Below are 14840 nucleotides of genomic sequence, written 5' to 3'. Positions count from 1 at the left end.
ATTCAGCACGCTGATCGATGGCCATAAAAAAGGCGACCGTGCGGTCGCCTTTTGTCCAGCGGTGCAGCAGACCCGTTATCGCACGCCCTCGGCGCGCAGGGCCGACGGAGTGTAATCGGCAGCCTTGGCTTCGAAGCCGAATTCGAAGCTGTGCTTCTCTTCGTTCTTCATGCCCAACGCAATGTAGCGGCCGGCAATGATGTCGTAGAGCGCTTCCAGCGTGTAAGCCTGGGCCTGATGATCGTAGTAGTACTGGGCGTGACCTTCGGCGACGCGCCACAGTTGCCCGCGACCGTCGTAGTGATCGGCCAGTGCCACTTGCCAGCTGTCCTCGTCGATGTACATGTGGCGCTTGGCGTAGATGTGCCGCTCGTTCGGTTTCACCGTGCCGATCACTTCCCAGACGCGGTGCAGTTCGTAACGGGTCAGGTCCTGATTGATGTGCCCGGCCTTGACGATGTCGTCGTACTTGAGCTTCGGCGAGTCGAGTTTGTAGCTGTTGTAGGGAATGTACATTTCCTTCTTGCCGACCAGTTTCCAGTCATAGCGATCCGGCGCTCCGGAGAACATGTCGAAGTTGTCGGAAGTCCTCAGGCCATCGGCCGCTGTACCCGGGCCGTCATAGGCCACTTGCGGTGCGCGCCGGACCCGGCGTTGACCGGCGTTATAGATCCACGCCAGACGCGGTTCCTTCACCTGATCGAGGGTTTCGTGCACCAGCAGCACGTTACCGGCCAGCCGCGCCGGGGCGGTCACCGATTGCTTGAAGAAGGTCAGCACGTTGGCGGCTTTATCCGGGTCGATGTCTTTCATCAATTGCGGCACGGCGATCTCTTCTTCGAAGCGGATCGGCGTGTAACTGCCGTTGGTCTGCGGCGTTACTTGGGTGATGATCCGCCGCAGATTGCCACCGTGGTAGCGGGTGATGTGGTTCCACAGCACCTCGACGCCGTTCTTCGGAATCGGGAAAGCGTAGTAGCGATTGCCAGTGAAATTGGCCAGGCCGTTGCCATCGTTGATCGCGTTGACGTTCAGCGCGCTGCGCTTGGCCGACTCGTAGATTTCCGCTGGCGCACCCACGGTGCGGTGGGTCGGGTAGACCGGGATCTTGTAGGTTTCCGGGTAGCGTTTGAACATCGCCACCTGGCCATCGGAGAGCTTGCTTTTGTACTGCTCGACGTTCGCGGCGGTGATGGTGAACAACGGTTTTTCGTTGGCAAACGGGTCGGCGAGAAAGCCCTTGCTGTCGACCGCACCGGCGTTTTTCGGGATGCCGCCGGTCCAGGCCGGGATCGAACCGTCCGCATTGCCGGCCTTCTCGGCGCCTAGCGGGGTCAGGCTGGTGCCAAGTTTGTTCGCCTCATCCGGCGACACCGCCGCCATCACGTTGGCGGCCAGCAGACTCAAGGCCAGCACGCCACATTGCAGAATCGTTTTGCGCATTGCAGTCATCCTTCTCGGGCAGATCAGAAGTTCACGCCGAAGCTCAGGGCCACGAAGTCACGGTCTTCGAGGACGTTGTAGTCGCCACCGAAAAAGTCGGTGTAACTCAGGCTTGCGGTGTAGGTGTTGCGGTAGTCGGCATCGACGCCGAAGCTGATGGCTTTCGCACCTTCGTTGAACAGACCGTTGGGGCCGTAACCGGCGACGTCATGGGACCACGACAGGTTGGGCTTGAGGTTGATCCCGCCGATGACGTTGGCGTAATCGAGAATCGCCCGGGCGCGATAGCCCCACGAAGTCGAGGTGACGAAGCCGTCGGTATCGCCGCCGAATCCGTACTGGCCGTAGACCGAATCACGGCCGTAACGCAGCTCACTGCGGGACTCCAGACCACCGACATGCACCACCGCCGCTTCGCCGACCACAGTCAAGCGTTCGGCGCCGAGCACCTGATCGAAGAAGTGTGTGAGGGTGCTCTGGATCTGCGTGACTTCCTTGCGCCGGTAGCCTTTGTTGTCCGCACCCGGCGAAGTAGCGAGTGGCGATGCGGTGCCGCCGGCAATCGGGTTGACCAGCGCCAGGGTCAGGTCGTTGGTGTTGACCTGCACCGGCGCGTTCGGCCGGTAGCTGACCTCGCCGGTCCACGCGGTGCCGGTGGGCAGCGTGGTGGAAAAACTGGCGCCGTACAGGCGAATGTCTTCCGGGTATTCGAGGTAGTACTGACCGCGCCCGAGCATCACGCTTTGCGCCAGCCCCGCACCGCTGCCAGGCGCGAGGCCGTTGGCAATGCCGACCATGCCTGGCAACGCCGCCAGTGTCGACAGCCCCGCCGTGGTAGTGCCGACCGTCGGCGTACGGCTGTGGTAGTTCATGAAGTAGAGACCGTACTCGGTGTCTTCGCCGAGCCAGCGCAGCGCCGTGCCCCACTGCCCGGAATCGCGCGCATCGCGATCGCCACCACGGGGAATCACCACGCCCTCGCGGGTGACCTGGATGCCTTGGCCGAACGCGGTGGTCAGCGGCACCAGTGGCGCCACCGCCGGACTGCCGACGGTGTAGCCGTTGTTGCAACCATCCGCCGCGACGTCGACGCCAAAGAAGGTGCCGCAGTTGTCGAGAACGGTCTGGTCCCACTCCAGTTGGTAGAAGCCTTCGACCGAAAGTTTGTCGGTCAGGCTCTGCGAACCAAACAGCATGTTCACCGGAATCAGGCCTTCCTTGATCTCGGCACCGGGACGGCGAAATGCTGAGACGTCAACCGGGTTGATGCTGTTGATCGAGTTGCCGATAAAGGTACTTTCGCCCCAGCTCACCACCTGCTTGCCGGCCCGCACGGTGCCGGGCAAATCAGCGATGGCGTAGTTGTGATAAACGAAAGCATCGAGGATCTGCGCGCCGGAAGACTTGGCGCCTTCCTTGCGGCCGCTGTCGCTGATCTGTTTGAACTCGCGGTCTTCGTCCTTGAGTTCGAAGTCGTACCAGTATTTGCCCCGCACGAACACGCCGGTATCGCCGTACTTCAGTTCGAGGTCGTGGATACCCTTGAAGATTTTCGAGAAGGTTTCGCCCTTCTTGAAATTCAGCCGCCCGTCATCACCGGTGGACGATTGTCCGCTGCCGCCATTTACCGTGCCGACCAGCGAACTGTCGGCATCGCGCAGGCCCCAGCTCGCGCCGACCGAAAGTGACGAGTCGAAGGTGCCTTCGATTTCGCCGATGTTGAAGGCGACCGCGTGCGCCTGGGCGCCGCAACCCAGAGCCACCGCAGCGGCAAGCGCCTGCGGTGTGAAGATGGCGCGCATTGTTGTTTTTGTCATGCGTCTTCCCCGGTGAGTGACAGAAGGCCCCACCCTACTGCCGGTCGCTGCGGTCGATAAGCGCACCAAGGAGGTATTTGCGTTGTCGCTCGAAAGGATGAATGGCCTCGCACGGCGGGGCCTTGAGCGGTTCATGGGCTGGCTGGATGGCGCATCATCAGCGCCATTCATGGGCACCCCACTGTTGCGCGCCCCGTAACAGTGCATGTCTGGAATCGGTATTTTTCCTACAGGCTTGAGACCTTATTCTGAGCGCGCTTTCCCGGCACACGCCGCAAAGCGCGAAGCCCGCTACGCTGAATCGCGAGCGACTGGCTACAGATTCTGGATAAATCGATGTTTTCGGTTTACCGCCCCGCTGTTCACTGACGTTGATTTGTAGCTCCTTGATCCAACGTCTTACCTTGGCCGCTGCGTTTGCAGCGGCCTTTTTTATGGGCGTTTAAAAAGGCTGGATAGCGGTTCGGCAAAGCTTCCGATCAGCGCGTCAGACATTTCTTCGAAGCTCGGACGAATTCCCTCTGCACCGATAAAAACCCGCGAAAACCCTTTCGACATAACGCCCTGTTACTGACGGGCTTCTCGGATTTGATAACCGCCACTCTGAGGTAACTTGAAACACCTCAACCATTCGCTGGTGACACGGATGTCATCGCCACCCGTGCGCACTTTTCGAGCGAGTGAAAACGCACATTCAAAAGGACATGAATATGCCAAAGCCTCCACCGTTGGAACTGGATCCAGTACATATCAGGGAGTTCGGTCCTGATGGCTTCGAACCATTCAAAGAACGCGACATGAATTACTCCTACAGCGGCATGTTCGGCCCTGCCGGCGCCAATCCGCAGACGCGTGAATTGATGCATGAAACGCAAGTCGCCGTGGAACAGGAATTCAACGCAAGAACCGCCTCGATTCCCCAAACCATTGAGGTCGAACTGGCGGCGACCAGGCTGGAAGAACCGACCAATCCTCTGCCACCGGCCGCAGCACTGGCCCGCGAAGTGGGCGTCAGGAACACCTTGATTCAACGCAAGAGCGCCGAGTTTCAACGGCAGACTGCCATCGCCAACCGCTTTTATGGCAGCGATCCACTGGGAAAAACCTTCAAGGATTACCTGAATCAGGCATCGGCCAATCGGCGCGCGCAGGGCGCAGCGGTCCGCAGCAGAGCGTTGTGGAGCGAGTCCTTTCGGGCCGCCCACGAAGCGCGGCTGCTGGGCCAGACATTGGCGCTGCTCAACCAGCAACAGGCTGGCGTACTCAATTGGCTGGCCACCGTACAAGCCCAGGATCAGGCCCAGGCGGCAGCGGCAGAGGCACAACGCCAAGCTGCAGAACGTGCCCACATTGCCGCTGAGCAACAGCGCCAGCGTGACATTGCCGAAGCGGTGCGCCGGGAGCAGGTAGCGCAAACAGATGCCGAGCAAAAGCGCCAAATGGCAGTCGCCGAGGCCAAGCGACAACGAATCCGTGCGCGCATTCAACAGGCGGCAAGGACAGAAGCAAGGCGTCTGGAATCAGAACAAGCAAGGCTTGCAGCGCGAGCTGCGCAACGACAGCAGGCAGCGGAGCGCGCTCGGTTGGTGGCACTGGCAGAGGCTCAGCGCCAGAAAGAGAACCTCCAGGCCGAACGCGAAAAGCAATCGCGCGACCAGCGGGTGGAAACACCCGAAACTCAGCGTGAATTTCCCGCATCCGGCGCGCAGGCAACGACTGGTCCGGCTTTTTCATTTGCGTCAGTCGCTGCTGTACTGAGTCCGGAAAAATCCTCGTCAATTCTCGCAGCGCTGCGTACAGCCCTGCATACACTCGAAGCGGGCGGCCCCGCGCTGTTGAGCAGTCCGGCATTGGTCGGGTTTGCGGCGCTGCTCATGCCATCACGCTTGGGCAACGGCGAGCGGTTTGTGGTGAGCGTTCCACTTGCTGAATTATCGTCGGAGCCCGCGGGAGCATTGCGTGAAATTGCTGATCAACGGGGCATATTTGAGATGCATATCGGCTTGGGCGCCCGGCAAATCGATGCCGGTGTACAAATCTTTGTTGCGACCAACGATGACTTTCATATTCGCTCAAGCATCCCTGTCCTGAATGCGGCGTATGACTCGCTCAATGATGTTTATGAAGTCGCGTTACCGGATTCTCCCACTGACTTCCTGACATGGACCCCCGCCATTTCACCGCAAGACAGCTCGACTGAATTGCCCATCTTTGGGAAAAGACCATCCGCGTACTCGGGGGCTCCGATTCTTCCGCTTGAAGGGCGATTGGACCTGAACCCGATCCTCGTCGAAGGCTGGGAGAGATTCATTATCGTATTCCCTGATGACTCCGGGATTGCACCGCTGTATGTGGTGTTCAGCAATCCCTATGAAGGAGCTTCGGTCAGAGGCAAATACAGCGGCCGCTACTTCAATCCAGAGGCGGCGGGAGGAGCGATTCTCGATCTGGATTGGCGTACGGCGGTTATTACAAAGTCAGGTATAGACTTGGTAAAACTGCACATCGGTCGGCTCGATCAATCAGACGCCAACGACATCATGATTCAGCGGCTGGAAAAGATCTTAAGCGGCCACTGGGTGCTTACTGATACGGACTTACGTTATTACACACATGAGATTCGTGAACTGGAAAGATTTCGAGCAATGGGACTTAGCGATGACTTCAAGCCCGAAAACGGATCTCCCGCCTGGAATAATGCCCATACCGCCGCTCTGGAGGACTTCAAGCTCGGAAGCGAGGATCATGTCCTTTATTCACCTGACGCGCTGCGGGCGGGAAACAAGCAAATGCAACGCATATATGAACAACTGCTTAAAGGAACAGGCCAATGATTCCTATCGAAGAAATTCTCAAGCACGAACCAATTGCTGATGTACTGACGGCTTTCGGCATCGGCATGGCATACCCATCCTTGGATAGAATGATTGGGCGATATAAATTCGAACTCATCGCGAGCGGCGAGCTATTAACGACATATGCACAACTTTTCAAAGAAGGCGTGCTGGCAGATGGTGATGGTCCGATACCAATCAAGGGACCAAATTGGAAGGCGCCGAAGTTTATTACTGAGCGTAGATACTCATGAATTCACGAGGCCACCAAGCCTGAGCCTGGTGGCCTCTTCACTCAAATCGAATACTTCTGCAAATTCGCCATCATTTCCTTCAACGCTTCAATATTGTCCTTCGGGTGCGCCGCCCCTTCGAAATCACAAATCTGCTGCCAGTGCGCCGCGACGTCTTCCGGCGAGAACCCCTCGCGCGGATCGAAGCCGGCACCGAGGCTGCGTTCCCAGCGCACCTTGCCCATCCAGCCGCCGCCGACCTCGAACAGGCCGGACGTTTCCTGGCATTGCTCGCTGGCCAGGTACACCACCAGCGGGCTGACCAGTTCCGGCTTCAGTTGCTCGAATACTTGCGGCGGGATCAGGCCTTCGGTCATGCGCGTGCCACCGGTCGGAGCGATGGCGTTGACCAGAATGTTGTTCTTGCGCCCTTCTATCGCCAGCGTTCGGGTCAACCCGTAAAGCCCGAGTTTGGCCATGCCGTAGTTGGACTGACCGAAATTGCCGTAAATGCCAGAAGTCGACGCAGTGAAAATCACGCGACCGTAGTTTTGCTCGCGCAAATGCGGCCAGGCAGCACGGGTAACTTTGTAGGCGCCTTCAACATGGACGCGATAGACCAGATCCCAATCGGCGTCGTCCATCTTGTGAAATGACTTGTCGCGCAGGATCCCGGCGTTGTTCACCACGACGTCGACGCGGCCGAAGGCATCGAGGGCGTTCTGTACCAGTTTGTCGCCGTCAGTCACCGAGTCGTGGTTGGCTTCGGCAATACCGCCGGCCTCACGGATTTCCGCCACTACGCGGTCGGCAGCCGAAGCGTTGGCGCCCTCGCCCTGCGTCGAGCCACCGAGATCGTTGACCAGCACCTTGGCGCCCTGTCTGGCGAACAGCAGCGCATGGGCACGCCCGAGGCCGCCACCGGCGCCGGTGACAATCACGACTTTATCTTCAAAACGCACAGGTTCATTCATCGCGGCAACTCCAGCAGGCCAAGGGATATTGCCCCGAGTGTCAGGCACGGCGCTTTGGGTCACAACGAACACGGCTGCGGCTGAATGGTGCGCGATAAGGCTGAGGGATGATCGAGTGTCCGGACGCCGGGAGCCCGTGCTCTCGGCGAGAATCAGGAGTAAGCCACCTTGCGCGGAGGCAATACCAGACGATCGCGGAACGCCAGATAGTGCTTGAGTACCAGCACCGGCGCCTCGGTTTGCGGATAGTGGCCGATGCCGGGTAAGAGCACGGTGTCTGCATCAGGGATCAGTTCGCGATATCGCTCGACCATGTGCACGCCGGAGATCGGGTCAAATGCGCCATCGATCACCCGCAAGGGAATGTCACCCTGCTGCATGGCCGTCACCCAGCGCTCACGTTGCACCCGGCGCTCGGGGATGTAAGTGATCAATTTATGCAGGATGCGCGGGCCATGGTTGCTTTCGACCAGACTCCAGTAGTCATCCAGCTCGCTTTCAGTGGGCTGGGTCTGCGCGCCGAAGATCTGCCGGAAACCTTTGACCAGCGCCTCACGGCTGAAGGCGCGGCCGAGCAGCCAGCCAATCGGGCTGAGCAGCAGTTTCTGCATCAGCAGCGGACGATGGGTTTCCGGAAACAGACCGCCATTAAGGAATACGCAACTGGCCACTTCAATGCGTTTTTCGTAGTGCCGAGCGAGCAGCTCCTGAGCAACGCTGTCGCCGTAGTCGTGGGCGAGGATGTGCACGGCTTGGTCAACCTGCAGATGGGCGAGCAGCGCCTGTTGCAGATCGGCCTGTTCCAGCAGGCTGTAGGTGTGATTGCGCGGTTTTGCCGAATCGCCGAAACCGAGCATGTCGCAAGCGATCACCTGATAACGCTGCGCCAGTGGCTGCCACAGGTAGTGCCAATCCCAACTGGCGGTGGGAAAACCGTGAATCAGCAACAGCGGTTCACCCTGCCCGACTGTCCAGTAGCGGATCGACTGGCCACGAAAGACTAAAGTCCGGCTGCGCTTGCGCCAGACACTCAGAGGAATCTCGGCGAGTGGCATTAGAATTTATACCCCGGATCCTGCAGGTCGAGTTTGCGCAGCAGCGCCGGCCACGCCAGCGCGCCGCCCATGCCTTGAGCGCTTTTGGTGACGCCGGCAATCATTGCCTTGGCGCCGGCGAGAATCTGCGGCCCGATAGCGATCAGTTCGGCACCTCCCGTCTGCGCCATGACCTGAATGTCGCAGGCTCGCTGGAAGGTGAACATCATCAGAAAGGTATCGGCAATGGTGCCGCCACAAGTCAGCAGACCGTGGTTGTGCAGCATGAGGAAATTGTTGTCGCCGAGGTCGGCTTGCAGGCGCGCCTTTTCTTCATGATTCAGGGCCACGCCCTCGTAGGCGTGATAGGCCAGGCTCGACAACACAAACAGTGACTGTTGACTGATCGGCAGCACCCCCTGCCTTTGCGCCGACACCGCAACGCCTGACGCAGTGTGCGTATGCAGCACGCAAACCACATCGTGGCGCACTTCGTGGACGGCGCTGTGAATGGTGTAGCCGGCGGGGTTGATTTCGTACGGGCTGTCCATGAGTTTGTTGCCGGCCTGATCGACTTTCACCAGGCTCGAAGCGGTGATCTCGTGGAACATCAGGCCAAACGGATTGATCAGGAAATCTTCGGTGCCGGGCACCTTGGCCGAGATATGCGTGAAGATCAGATCGTCCCAGCCGTGCAGCGCGACCAAGCGATAACAGGCGGCAAGATCGACACGGGTCTGCCACTCGGCAGCGCTGACCTGATCTTTGACGTTCGGTGACGATTGGACGGGGGCTACGCTCACTGTATGCACCTCTGCGTTCTTCTTGTTCTGCTCGTGTCAGCAGTCTAGTCAGGCGCAGGGAATCGCGTAGTTGCATTGGCAGCCAGCTTGATGACTGAACGAGTCAGCCGGGCAAACAGCCTTGACCCGTTTCAACGCAACAACGCTTAAAAGGTGCAGCGATTACTGCCCGCAATCAGCCCTTGAGCGCTTCAATCAACTGCGCCAGCCACGGCTCGGCATCGGTTTCCGGCGTGACGCTTTCGCTGGCGTCGATGCGCAGCATTTCCTGAACCTCGTTTACCCCCAGTTCGGCAAACAGTTCGCGCATCTGCTCGCCACCGCCGCAGAAGGTGTCGCCGTAGCTTGCGTCACCGAGGGCAATCACCGCGCCGGGCAGGCCGCGCAACGAAGCAGGCAACTGATCGCGCAGGGTCGAATACAACGGTTGCAGGTTGTCCGGCAGCTCGCCCATGCCAGTGGTCGAAGTGACGGCCAAAAGAGCCTCAGGAGCGAACGCCTGAATATCGGCCAGCGCGGCCCGCGAGTTGTAGAAGGTTTCAAAGCCGGCGGCTTTCAGCAGGTTCTGGGCGTGGCGGGCGACTTCTTCGGCGGTGCCGTAGACCGAACCTGAGAGGATGGCGACTTTCATCAATCTGATCCTGGAACTGAAAAAAAAGAGCCGCGATAGTAACAGCCCATGCCGCGAAGTTGCGATTGGCTCTCAATGCAAGCTGCTGGCCTATAGACAGTCCGCAGCTTTCTTCTAGAATGCCTGCCACTGACATAACGGAAGGGATTCTCGGATGATCAACGCCAGCCTGCTGCAAATGGTGATCAACGCGTCGAATGACGGAATCGTGGTTGCTGAAAAGGAAGGCGAGCAGGACAACATCCTTATTTACGTCAACCCTGCCTTCGAGCGCATGACCGGTTATAGCAGTGAGGAAATCCTCTACCAGGACTGTCGTTTTTTGCAGGCTGGAGACCGTGATCAACCAAGTCTGCAGCTGATTCGCGAGACATTGCGTGAAGGAGGATCCTGCCGGGAGACCCTGCGCAACTATCGCAAGGATGGCACGCCGTTCTGGAACGAATTGTCATTGTCGACGATAAAAAATGCCGATGACGGGCAGACTTATTTCATCGGCGTGCAAAAAGATGTAACGCTTCAGGTCAAGGCGCAGCAGCGGGTTGCGCAGCTGGAAGCGCAAGTCGCGGCGCTGCAAAGCGAGCTTGCGGCGTTGAAAGCGACGAACGGCGCAAACAAAACCGCGAACTGATGGTCATTAACTACAATCACCAATGACTTTGTAACTATTCACTTCGAGTTAGCCATGCAGCGCGACGCCCTCCTCACTCAGGACGAGCTGGATTTTATCCAGACCATGCAGCACAACCCGCAACTTAACGTGCGGGATGCAACGTCGAGTCTGCTGGTTAATGGTGGTTCGCAGATCCGTGACCTGCTGACACGTCTGGCTGCTCACGAGCAGGTGACGATCCAGGCCAACTTCGAAAATCAACAGATGACTTTTCCGCTGCATCTGGTGGAAGACGAGTTCCACGCGCTGCATCTGCGTCTCGGTGTGCCGAGCATCTACGAAGACGGCCCGATGGTGCGCCCATGGCGCCTGGTTCTTGAAGAGCCCGTGGCGCTGGAAAACGCCAAAGGCCAGCCCGGCACGCTGTGGGTACACGAGGTGTCGCACAAAGGCGTGTTGCTGGAAGTGCGCAACAAGACCAAACCACCGAAACATTTCGCCCTGTGGTTCAGCCCTTCCGGTTATGAGCGCATCTCGTTGCGCGGCCATTTCGAGCGTGAAACCGAGCAAGGTTTCTTCGCCTACGAACTGAGCCAGACCGATGCCGACGAAACCGAGCGCTTGCGCCAGTTCATTCTGCAACAGCATCGGTTGACCCACCCCGCCCTGCACGCCTGAGTTTTCAGGTATCCAGTTTGCCCGCCATGAATTGCTTCATGCGTTGACGCATTGTCGCGCCCTCATTCCCCAGACATGCCACCGATGAACCGGCCAGACTGTCTTCGGCCAGTTCCGAGGCATCGCCAGCCAGCATCAATTGGCAATCCAGACTCAGTGCCAGACGATTCAGGCGCCGGGGCAGTTCTGGGCCGGGGGCATGATTGGAAAACAGCACAAGTGCGTCAGGCTTGACCTTTTCGCAGACCAGCGTCAATTCATCGAAAGGCTGGCCCGTGGTCAGCACCCGCACGCCAGAATCGTTGCCGCTGAGAAACAGCGCCGCGACCAGCAACTCAAGCTCTCTGCATTGCCCCGCGAGCGCGCTGACAATCACCCGACGCGGTTGCGCACTCCGCAACATGACAATGCGCTGCAACACACGCACCCTGAGAAATCCGTCGAGAAACAACCATTCGCTGGTTTGCCCGAAAGCGTCCTGGCGCTGCAGCAGTTGACGCCACAACGGCATCAGAATGGCTTCGAACACCACCGGCAGCGCGTAGGACGAGAAAATCTGCCCGTAGACGCGATCCAGCTGCTGATCGTCGAACGCACTGACCGCCTGCTGAACCTGCTCCTGCCATTGCTTGTAATCGGCCTGCACATGGTCATCGGGGATGAAGTTTGCCAGCACCTTCAGAGGCTCTGTTTTCGCCAGGATCTTGCCGACTTTGCTCACGGCCACGCCGCGATCGATCCAGTCGACGATGCTGCGCACGCGCTCGATATCGTTCATGGAATACAAACGATGCCCGCTTTCGGTGCGGGTCGGCTGGATGAGTCCGTAACGGCGCTCCCAGGCACGCAGAGTCACCGGGTTGACGCCGGTCAGGCGCGCCACTTCGCGGATAGGGAAAAGCTCTTCGCGCTCGATCGTGCCGAGTACTGTTGAAGCCGGGCGAGTGTCCGTGTTTACAGGCATCTGGCGGTCAACTTCCATGTCGGTTCATTGGATCCCATTTTAAACATGATGGGCTGGATACCTTCAAGTAGTGATCTGCGACGAAAGTGGCTGGTTTAATCGGCAAATTCAGGAATAATCCTTGCTTGTTGTAAAGCGCAGGCCGCTACCCCGGCCTGCGTCAGGCGAAGTTCTTACCCGGAACGACGCACTCGAAATACGGAGATACAAAATGTCTACTTCCCCCGTTACGTTGATGGTAGCGCGTCGCGTCGCTGATGGCCGCTATCACGATCTCATTGCATGGTTGCGCGAAGGTGAGCAACTGGCCACCGACTTCCCCGGCTACCTCGGCTCCGGCGTCCTTGCGCCACCGCCAGGTGACAACGAATTCCAGATTATCTTTCGCTTTGTCGATGAGCAGACGCTGCATGCTTGGGAATACTCGGCGTCGCGTACCGCCTGGCTGAATCGTGGCAGCGATTTGTTCGAACACCCTAAAGAGCATCGGGTCAGCGGCATTGAAGGCTGGTTTGGTGCTGCCGGACAACGTCCACCGCGCTGGAAACAGGCCGTGGCGATCTGGCTGGCGTTTTTTCCGGTGTCGCTGATATTCAATTTTGCCCTCGGCCCGCTGCTCGCTGAGCTGAGCCTGTTGCCGCGCATCTTGATCGGCACGGCGTGCCTGACACCGCTGATGGTGTATTTCTTCATCCCGTTGTCGACGCGTCTGCTGGCGAACTGGTTGAACAGCACGCCGACAAGGCCATTGGCTGGCGCACCGTCGGCGCAGAATCGCTGATCTGCAGCGGGCGGCGAGCCTGTTATAGTTTTCGCTTCAACCGCGATGCGAGCCGCCCATGCCAGATTCCGCAGCCCCGATCCTCATCACCGGCGCCGGCCAGCGTGTCGGTTTGCACTGCGCGCAGCGCTTGATCGAGGACGGCCACCCGCTGATTTTCACTTACCGCACCGAGCGACCGGGCGTGCAGGCCCTTCGCGATCTTGGCGCGACAGCGCTGTTCGCGGACTTTTCCAGCGAGGCCGGGATTCTTGCCTTCATCGACGCGCTGAAAGCCCACACCGACAGCTTGCGCGCCGTCGTGCACAACGCCTCCGAATGGCTGACGGAAACCCAGGGCAGCGAAGCACAAGCCTTCAATCGCATGTTCAACATTCACATGCTCGCGCCTTACCTGATCAACCTGCACTGCGCCGAGTTGCTGCAGCGCTCGACACCTGCCGACATCATCCACATCAGCGACGATGTCACCCGCAAAGGCAGCAGCAAGCACATCGGTTATTGCGCCAGCAAGGCCGGGCTCGACAGTCTGACCCTGTCGTTTGCCGCGCGCTTTGCGCCGGCCATCAAGGTCAACGGCATCGCCCCGGCGCTGTTATTGTTCAACCCCGACGATGACACGGCGTACCGCGCCAAGGCGTTGGCCAAGTCCGCGCTGGGTATCGAGCCGGGCAGCGAGGTGATCTATCAGAGCCTGCGCTATCTGCTCGACAATCCCTATGTCACCGGCACGACCCTCACCGTCAACGGTGGACGGCACGTCAAATAGGCCGTCCCGCTTCGGCCGCGAGTCGAGTAAGATCCACCAGAACGCCTGCAATAGACTGGACGGAGCAAATCAATGCCACAACTTCAACCGGGAATGGCGCGCATCCGGGTCAAGGATCTGCGCCTGCGCACCTTTATCGGCATCAACGAGGACGAAATCCTCAACAAGCAGGATGTGCTGATCAACCTGACCATCCTGTACGCAGCGCAGGAGGCGGTGCGTGACAATGACATCGACCACGCACTGAATTACCGCACCATCACCAAAGCGATCATCGCCCACGTCGAAGGCAACCGCTTCGCGCTGCTCGAACGCCTGACCCAGGAATTGCTCGACCTGGTGATGACCAATGCATCGGTGCTGTACGCCGAAGTCGAAGTCGACAAACCGCACGCCCTGCGCTTTGCCGAGTCGGTATCGATTACGCTCGCGGCGAGTCGCTGAGCGTCAAGCGTCAAGCTTCAAGCTTCAAGCTTCAAGCTTCAAGCGGTAAGCTAACCGCCGACCCCGATCCAATCTTGCAGCTTGAAGCTTGCCGCTCAAAGCTGTCTCGAAGAGACCCCCCATGACTGATCAACAACGCCTGGAACTCGAAGCCGCCGCCTTTCGCCGACTGGTCGCCCACCTCGACAGCCGCAAGGACGTGCAGAACATCGACCTGATGAACCTTGCCGGGTTCTGCCGCAACTGCCTGTCGAAGTGGTACAAGGCCGAAGCCGATCAGCGCCAGATCGAGGTCAGCCTCGATGACGCCCGCGAAGTGGTGTACGGCATGCCCTACGCCGAGTGGAAAGCCCAATACCAGCAAGAAGCCAGCGCCGAACAACAAGCGGCGTTTGCCAAAGGAAAACCCAATGACTGATCTGAACACCCTGCGCGCCAGCCTCAAGAGTGGCGAGCATGCTTTCGCCGACACCCTGGCGTTCATCGCCGCCGGTTACGACTACCAGCCTCAAACGTTCAACAACGGCGGCGTGGAAAACGCTGCCGGGCAGAACGAAGGCTCCTGCAAGACCCTGGGTCTGGCACTGCTGGAAGGTCTGAGCGATGAAGAAGCACTGCTGGCTTTCGGCGAGCATTACCGTTCGGTGCTGGCGACGCCTGAGGGCAGCGATCACGGCAATATCCGCGCGTTGATCAAGCACGGCCTGGCCGGGGTGAAATTCACCGCACAACCCCTGACCCGCCGCTAACAACGGGATTCGGATCGTTCCCACGCTCCGCGTGGGAATGCCTCATTGGACGCTCTGCGTCCGCTTTGGGACG

General features: G+C 59.1%; 16 protein-coding genes. 9 read left to right on the top strand and 7 right to left on the bottom strand.

What is annotated here, in order from left to right; translation table 11 throughout:
• Positions 1 to 75: 75 nt before the first annotated feature.
• Entirely contained in the window at positions 76 to 1443 is a 1368-nt protein-coding gene (locus F8N49_RS04780) for a DUF1329 domain-containing protein (protein ID WP_016771641.1), read from the bottom strand.
• A 23-nt stretch (positions 1444 to 1466) separates the two neighbouring features.
• Entirely contained in the window at positions 1467 to 3260 is a 1794-nt protein-coding gene (locus tag F8N49_RS04775) for a DUF1302 domain-containing protein (protein ID WP_038860649.1), read from the bottom strand.
• Positions 3261 to 4057: 797 nt separating this feature from the next.
• Here F8N49_RS04775 and F8N49_RS04770 point away from each other — a divergent pair.
• Both F8N49_RS04770 and F8N49_RS04765 read left to right on the top strand, forming a co-directional pair.
• Positions 4058 to 6094, top strand: a complete 2037-nt coding sequence (locus F8N49_RS04770; RefSeq protein ID WP_241149624.1) for an S-type pyocin domain-containing protein — start codon at positions 4058 to 4060, stop codon at positions 6092 to 6094.
• Positions 6091 to 6348: an immunity protein gene (locus F8N49_RS04765; protein WP_073473734.1), complete on the top strand. Its 258-nt coding sequence runs from the start codon at positions 6091 to 6093 to the stop codon at positions 6346 to 6348. The genes F8N49_RS04770 and F8N49_RS04765 overlap by 4 nt, the downstream gene beginning before the upstream one ends.
• A gap of 41 nt (positions 6349 to 6389) precedes the next feature.
• Here the strand turns inward: F8N49_RS04765 and F8N49_RS04760 are convergent, their stop codons facing one another.
• From F8N49_RS04760 to F8N49_RS04745, 4 genes are all read right to left on the bottom strand, one after another.
• Positions 6390 to 7301, bottom strand: coding sequence for an SDR family oxidoreductase (locus tag F8N49_RS04760; protein ID WP_056782986.1), 912 nt, complete (start codon positions 7299 to 7301; stop codon positions 6390 to 6392).
• A gap of 152 nt (positions 7302 to 7453) precedes the next feature.
• Entirely contained in the window at positions 7454 to 8356 is a 903-nt protein-coding gene (locus F8N49_RS04755) for an alpha/beta fold hydrolase (RefSeq protein WP_122747696.1), read from the bottom strand.
• A complete protein-coding gene (locus F8N49_RS04750; RefSeq protein WP_151550919.1) occupies positions 8356 to 9138 on the bottom strand; it encodes a class II aldolase/adducin family protein in 783 nt (260 codons plus the stop codon). Before F8N49_RS04750 ends, F8N49_RS04755 begins: the two co-directional genes overlap by 1 nt.
• A gap of 175 nt (positions 9139 to 9313) precedes the next feature.
• The gene (locus F8N49_RS04745) at positions 9314 to 9769 is read right to left on the bottom strand and encodes a flavodoxin (protein ID WP_056782981.1); all 456 of its coding nucleotides are present in this window, start codon (positions 9767 to 9769) and stop codon (positions 9314 to 9316) included.
• A gap of 154 nt (positions 9770 to 9923) precedes the next feature.
• Here F8N49_RS04745 and F8N49_RS04740 point away from each other — a divergent pair, with 154 nt between their 5' ends.
• Positions 9924 to 10400, top strand: coding sequence for a PAS domain-containing protein (locus F8N49_RS04740; RefSeq protein ID WP_151550918.1), 477 nt, complete (start codon positions 9924 to 9926; stop codon positions 10398 to 10400).
• Positions 10401 to 10454: 54 nt separating this feature from the next.
• Complete coding sequence (locus tag F8N49_RS04735; protein WP_024011639.1) at positions 10455 to 11060, top strand: hypothetical protein; 606 nt, start codon at positions 10455 to 10457, stop codon at positions 11058 to 11060.
• A gap of 4 nt (positions 11061 to 11064) precedes the next feature.
• Here the strand turns inward: F8N49_RS04735 and F8N49_RS04730 are convergent, their stop codons facing one another.
• The gene (locus F8N49_RS04730; protein ID WP_256675400.1) at positions 11065 to 12024 is read right to left on the bottom strand and encodes a MerR family transcriptional regulator; all 960 of its coding nucleotides are present in this window, start codon (positions 12022 to 12024) and stop codon (positions 11065 to 11067) included.
• Positions 12025 to 12235: 211 nt separating this feature from the next.
• On the opposite strand from F8N49_RS04730, the gene F8N49_RS04725 reads away from it, so the two are divergent.
• The 5 genes from F8N49_RS04725 (at position 12236) to F8N49_RS04705 (ending at position 14767) form a co-directional block, all read left to right on the top strand.
• On the top strand, positions 12236 to 12805 hold the full coding sequence (locus F8N49_RS04725; protein WP_041477999.1) for an antibiotic biosynthesis monooxygenase: 570 nt from the start codon (positions 12236 to 12238) through the stop codon (positions 12803 to 12805).
• A 58-nt stretch (positions 12806 to 12863) separates the two neighbouring features.
• Entirely contained in the window at positions 12864 to 13574 is a 711-nt protein-coding gene (folM, locus tag F8N49_RS04720) for a dihydromonapterin reductase (protein WP_151550916.1), read from the top strand.
• 72 nt (positions 13575 to 13646) lie between these two features.
• Complete coding sequence (gene folX / locus F8N49_RS04715) at positions 13647 to 14018, top strand: dihydroneopterin triphosphate 2'-epimerase (protein WP_016771653.1); 372 nt, start codon at positions 13647 to 13649, stop codon at positions 14016 to 14018.
• A 121-nt stretch (positions 14019 to 14139) separates the two neighbouring features.
• Positions 14140 to 14436, top strand: a complete 297-nt coding sequence (locus F8N49_RS04710) for a DUF1244 domain-containing protein (RefSeq protein WP_056782977.1) — start codon at positions 14140 to 14142, stop codon at positions 14434 to 14436.
• A complete protein-coding gene (locus F8N49_RS04705) occupies positions 14429 to 14767 on the top strand; it encodes a HopJ type III effector protein (RefSeq protein WP_151550915.1) in 339 nt (112 codons plus the stop codon). Before F8N49_RS04710 ends, F8N49_RS04705 begins: the two co-directional genes overlap by 8 nt.
• Positions 14768 to 14840 lie beyond the last annotated feature (73 nt).

The organism is Pseudomonas sp. GXM4 (assembly GCF_008923895.1).
Taxonomy (GTDB): domain Bacteria; phylum Pseudomonadota; class Gammaproteobacteria; order Pseudomonadales; family Pseudomonadaceae; genus Aquipseudomonas; species Aquipseudomonas atacamensis.
The sequence above is the reverse complement of the archived record's forward strand: the minus strand, read 5'-3'. Positions and strand labels throughout refer to the sequence as shown.

Excerpts from the sequence above, each read along its gene's own strand:
- folX (WP_016771653.1), top strand. The coding sequence starts at position 13,647 with ATGCCACAACTTCAACCGGGAATGGCGCGCATCCGGGTCAAGGATCTG.
- folM (WP_151550916.1), top strand. The coding sequence starts at position 12,864 with ATGCCAGATTCCGCAGCCCCGATCCTCATCACCGGCGCCGGCCAGCGT.
- F8N49_RS04765 (WP_073473734.1), top strand. The coding sequence starts at position 6,091 with ATGATTCCTATCGAAGAAATTCTCAAGCACGAACCAATTGCTGATGTA.
- F8N49_RS04710 (WP_056782977.1), top strand. The coding sequence starts at position 14,140 with ATGACTGATCAACAACGCCTGGAACTCGAAGCCGCCGCCTTTCGCCGA.
- F8N49_RS04725 (WP_041477999.1), top strand. The coding sequence starts at position 12,236 with ATGTCTACTTCCCCCGTTACGTTGATGGTAGCGCGTCGCGTCGCTGAT.
- F8N49_RS04755 (WP_122747696.1), bottom strand. The coding sequence starts at position 8,356 with ATGCCACTCGCCGAGATTCCTCTGAGTGTCTGGCGCAAGCGCAGCCGG.
- F8N49_RS04740 (WP_151550918.1), top strand. The coding sequence starts at position 9,924 with ATGATCAACGCCAGCCTGCTGCAAATGGTGATCAACGCGTCGAATGAC.
- F8N49_RS04760 (WP_056782986.1), bottom strand. The coding sequence starts at position 7,301 with ATGAATGAACCTGTGCGTTTTGAAGATAAAGTCGTGATTGTCACCGGC.
- F8N49_RS04780 (WP_016771641.1), bottom strand. The coding sequence starts at position 1,443 with ATGCGCAAAACGATTCTGCAATGTGGCGTGCTGGCCTTGAGTCTGCTG.
- F8N49_RS04705 (WP_151550915.1), top strand. The coding sequence starts at position 14,429 with ATGACTGATCTGAACACCCTGCGCGCCAGCCTCAAGAGTGGCGAGCAT.
- F8N49_RS04730 (WP_256675400.1), bottom strand. The coding sequence starts at position 12,024 with ATGCCTGTAAACACGGACACTCGCCCGGCTTCAACAGTACTCGGCACG.
- F8N49_RS04775 (WP_038860649.1), bottom strand. The coding sequence starts at position 3,260 with ATGACAAAAACAACAATGCGCGCCATCTTCACACCGCAGGCGCTTGCC.
- F8N49_RS04745 (WP_056782981.1), bottom strand. The coding sequence starts at position 9,769 with ATGAAAGTCGCCATCCTCTCAGGTTCGGTCTACGGCACCGCCGAAGAA.
- F8N49_RS04770 (WP_241149624.1), top strand. The coding sequence starts at position 4,058 with ATGAATTACTCCTACAGCGGCATGTTCGGCCCTGCCGGCGCCAATCCG.
- F8N49_RS04735 (WP_024011639.1), top strand. The coding sequence starts at position 10,455 with ATGCAGCGCGACGCCCTCCTCACTCAGGACGAGCTGGATTTTATCCAG.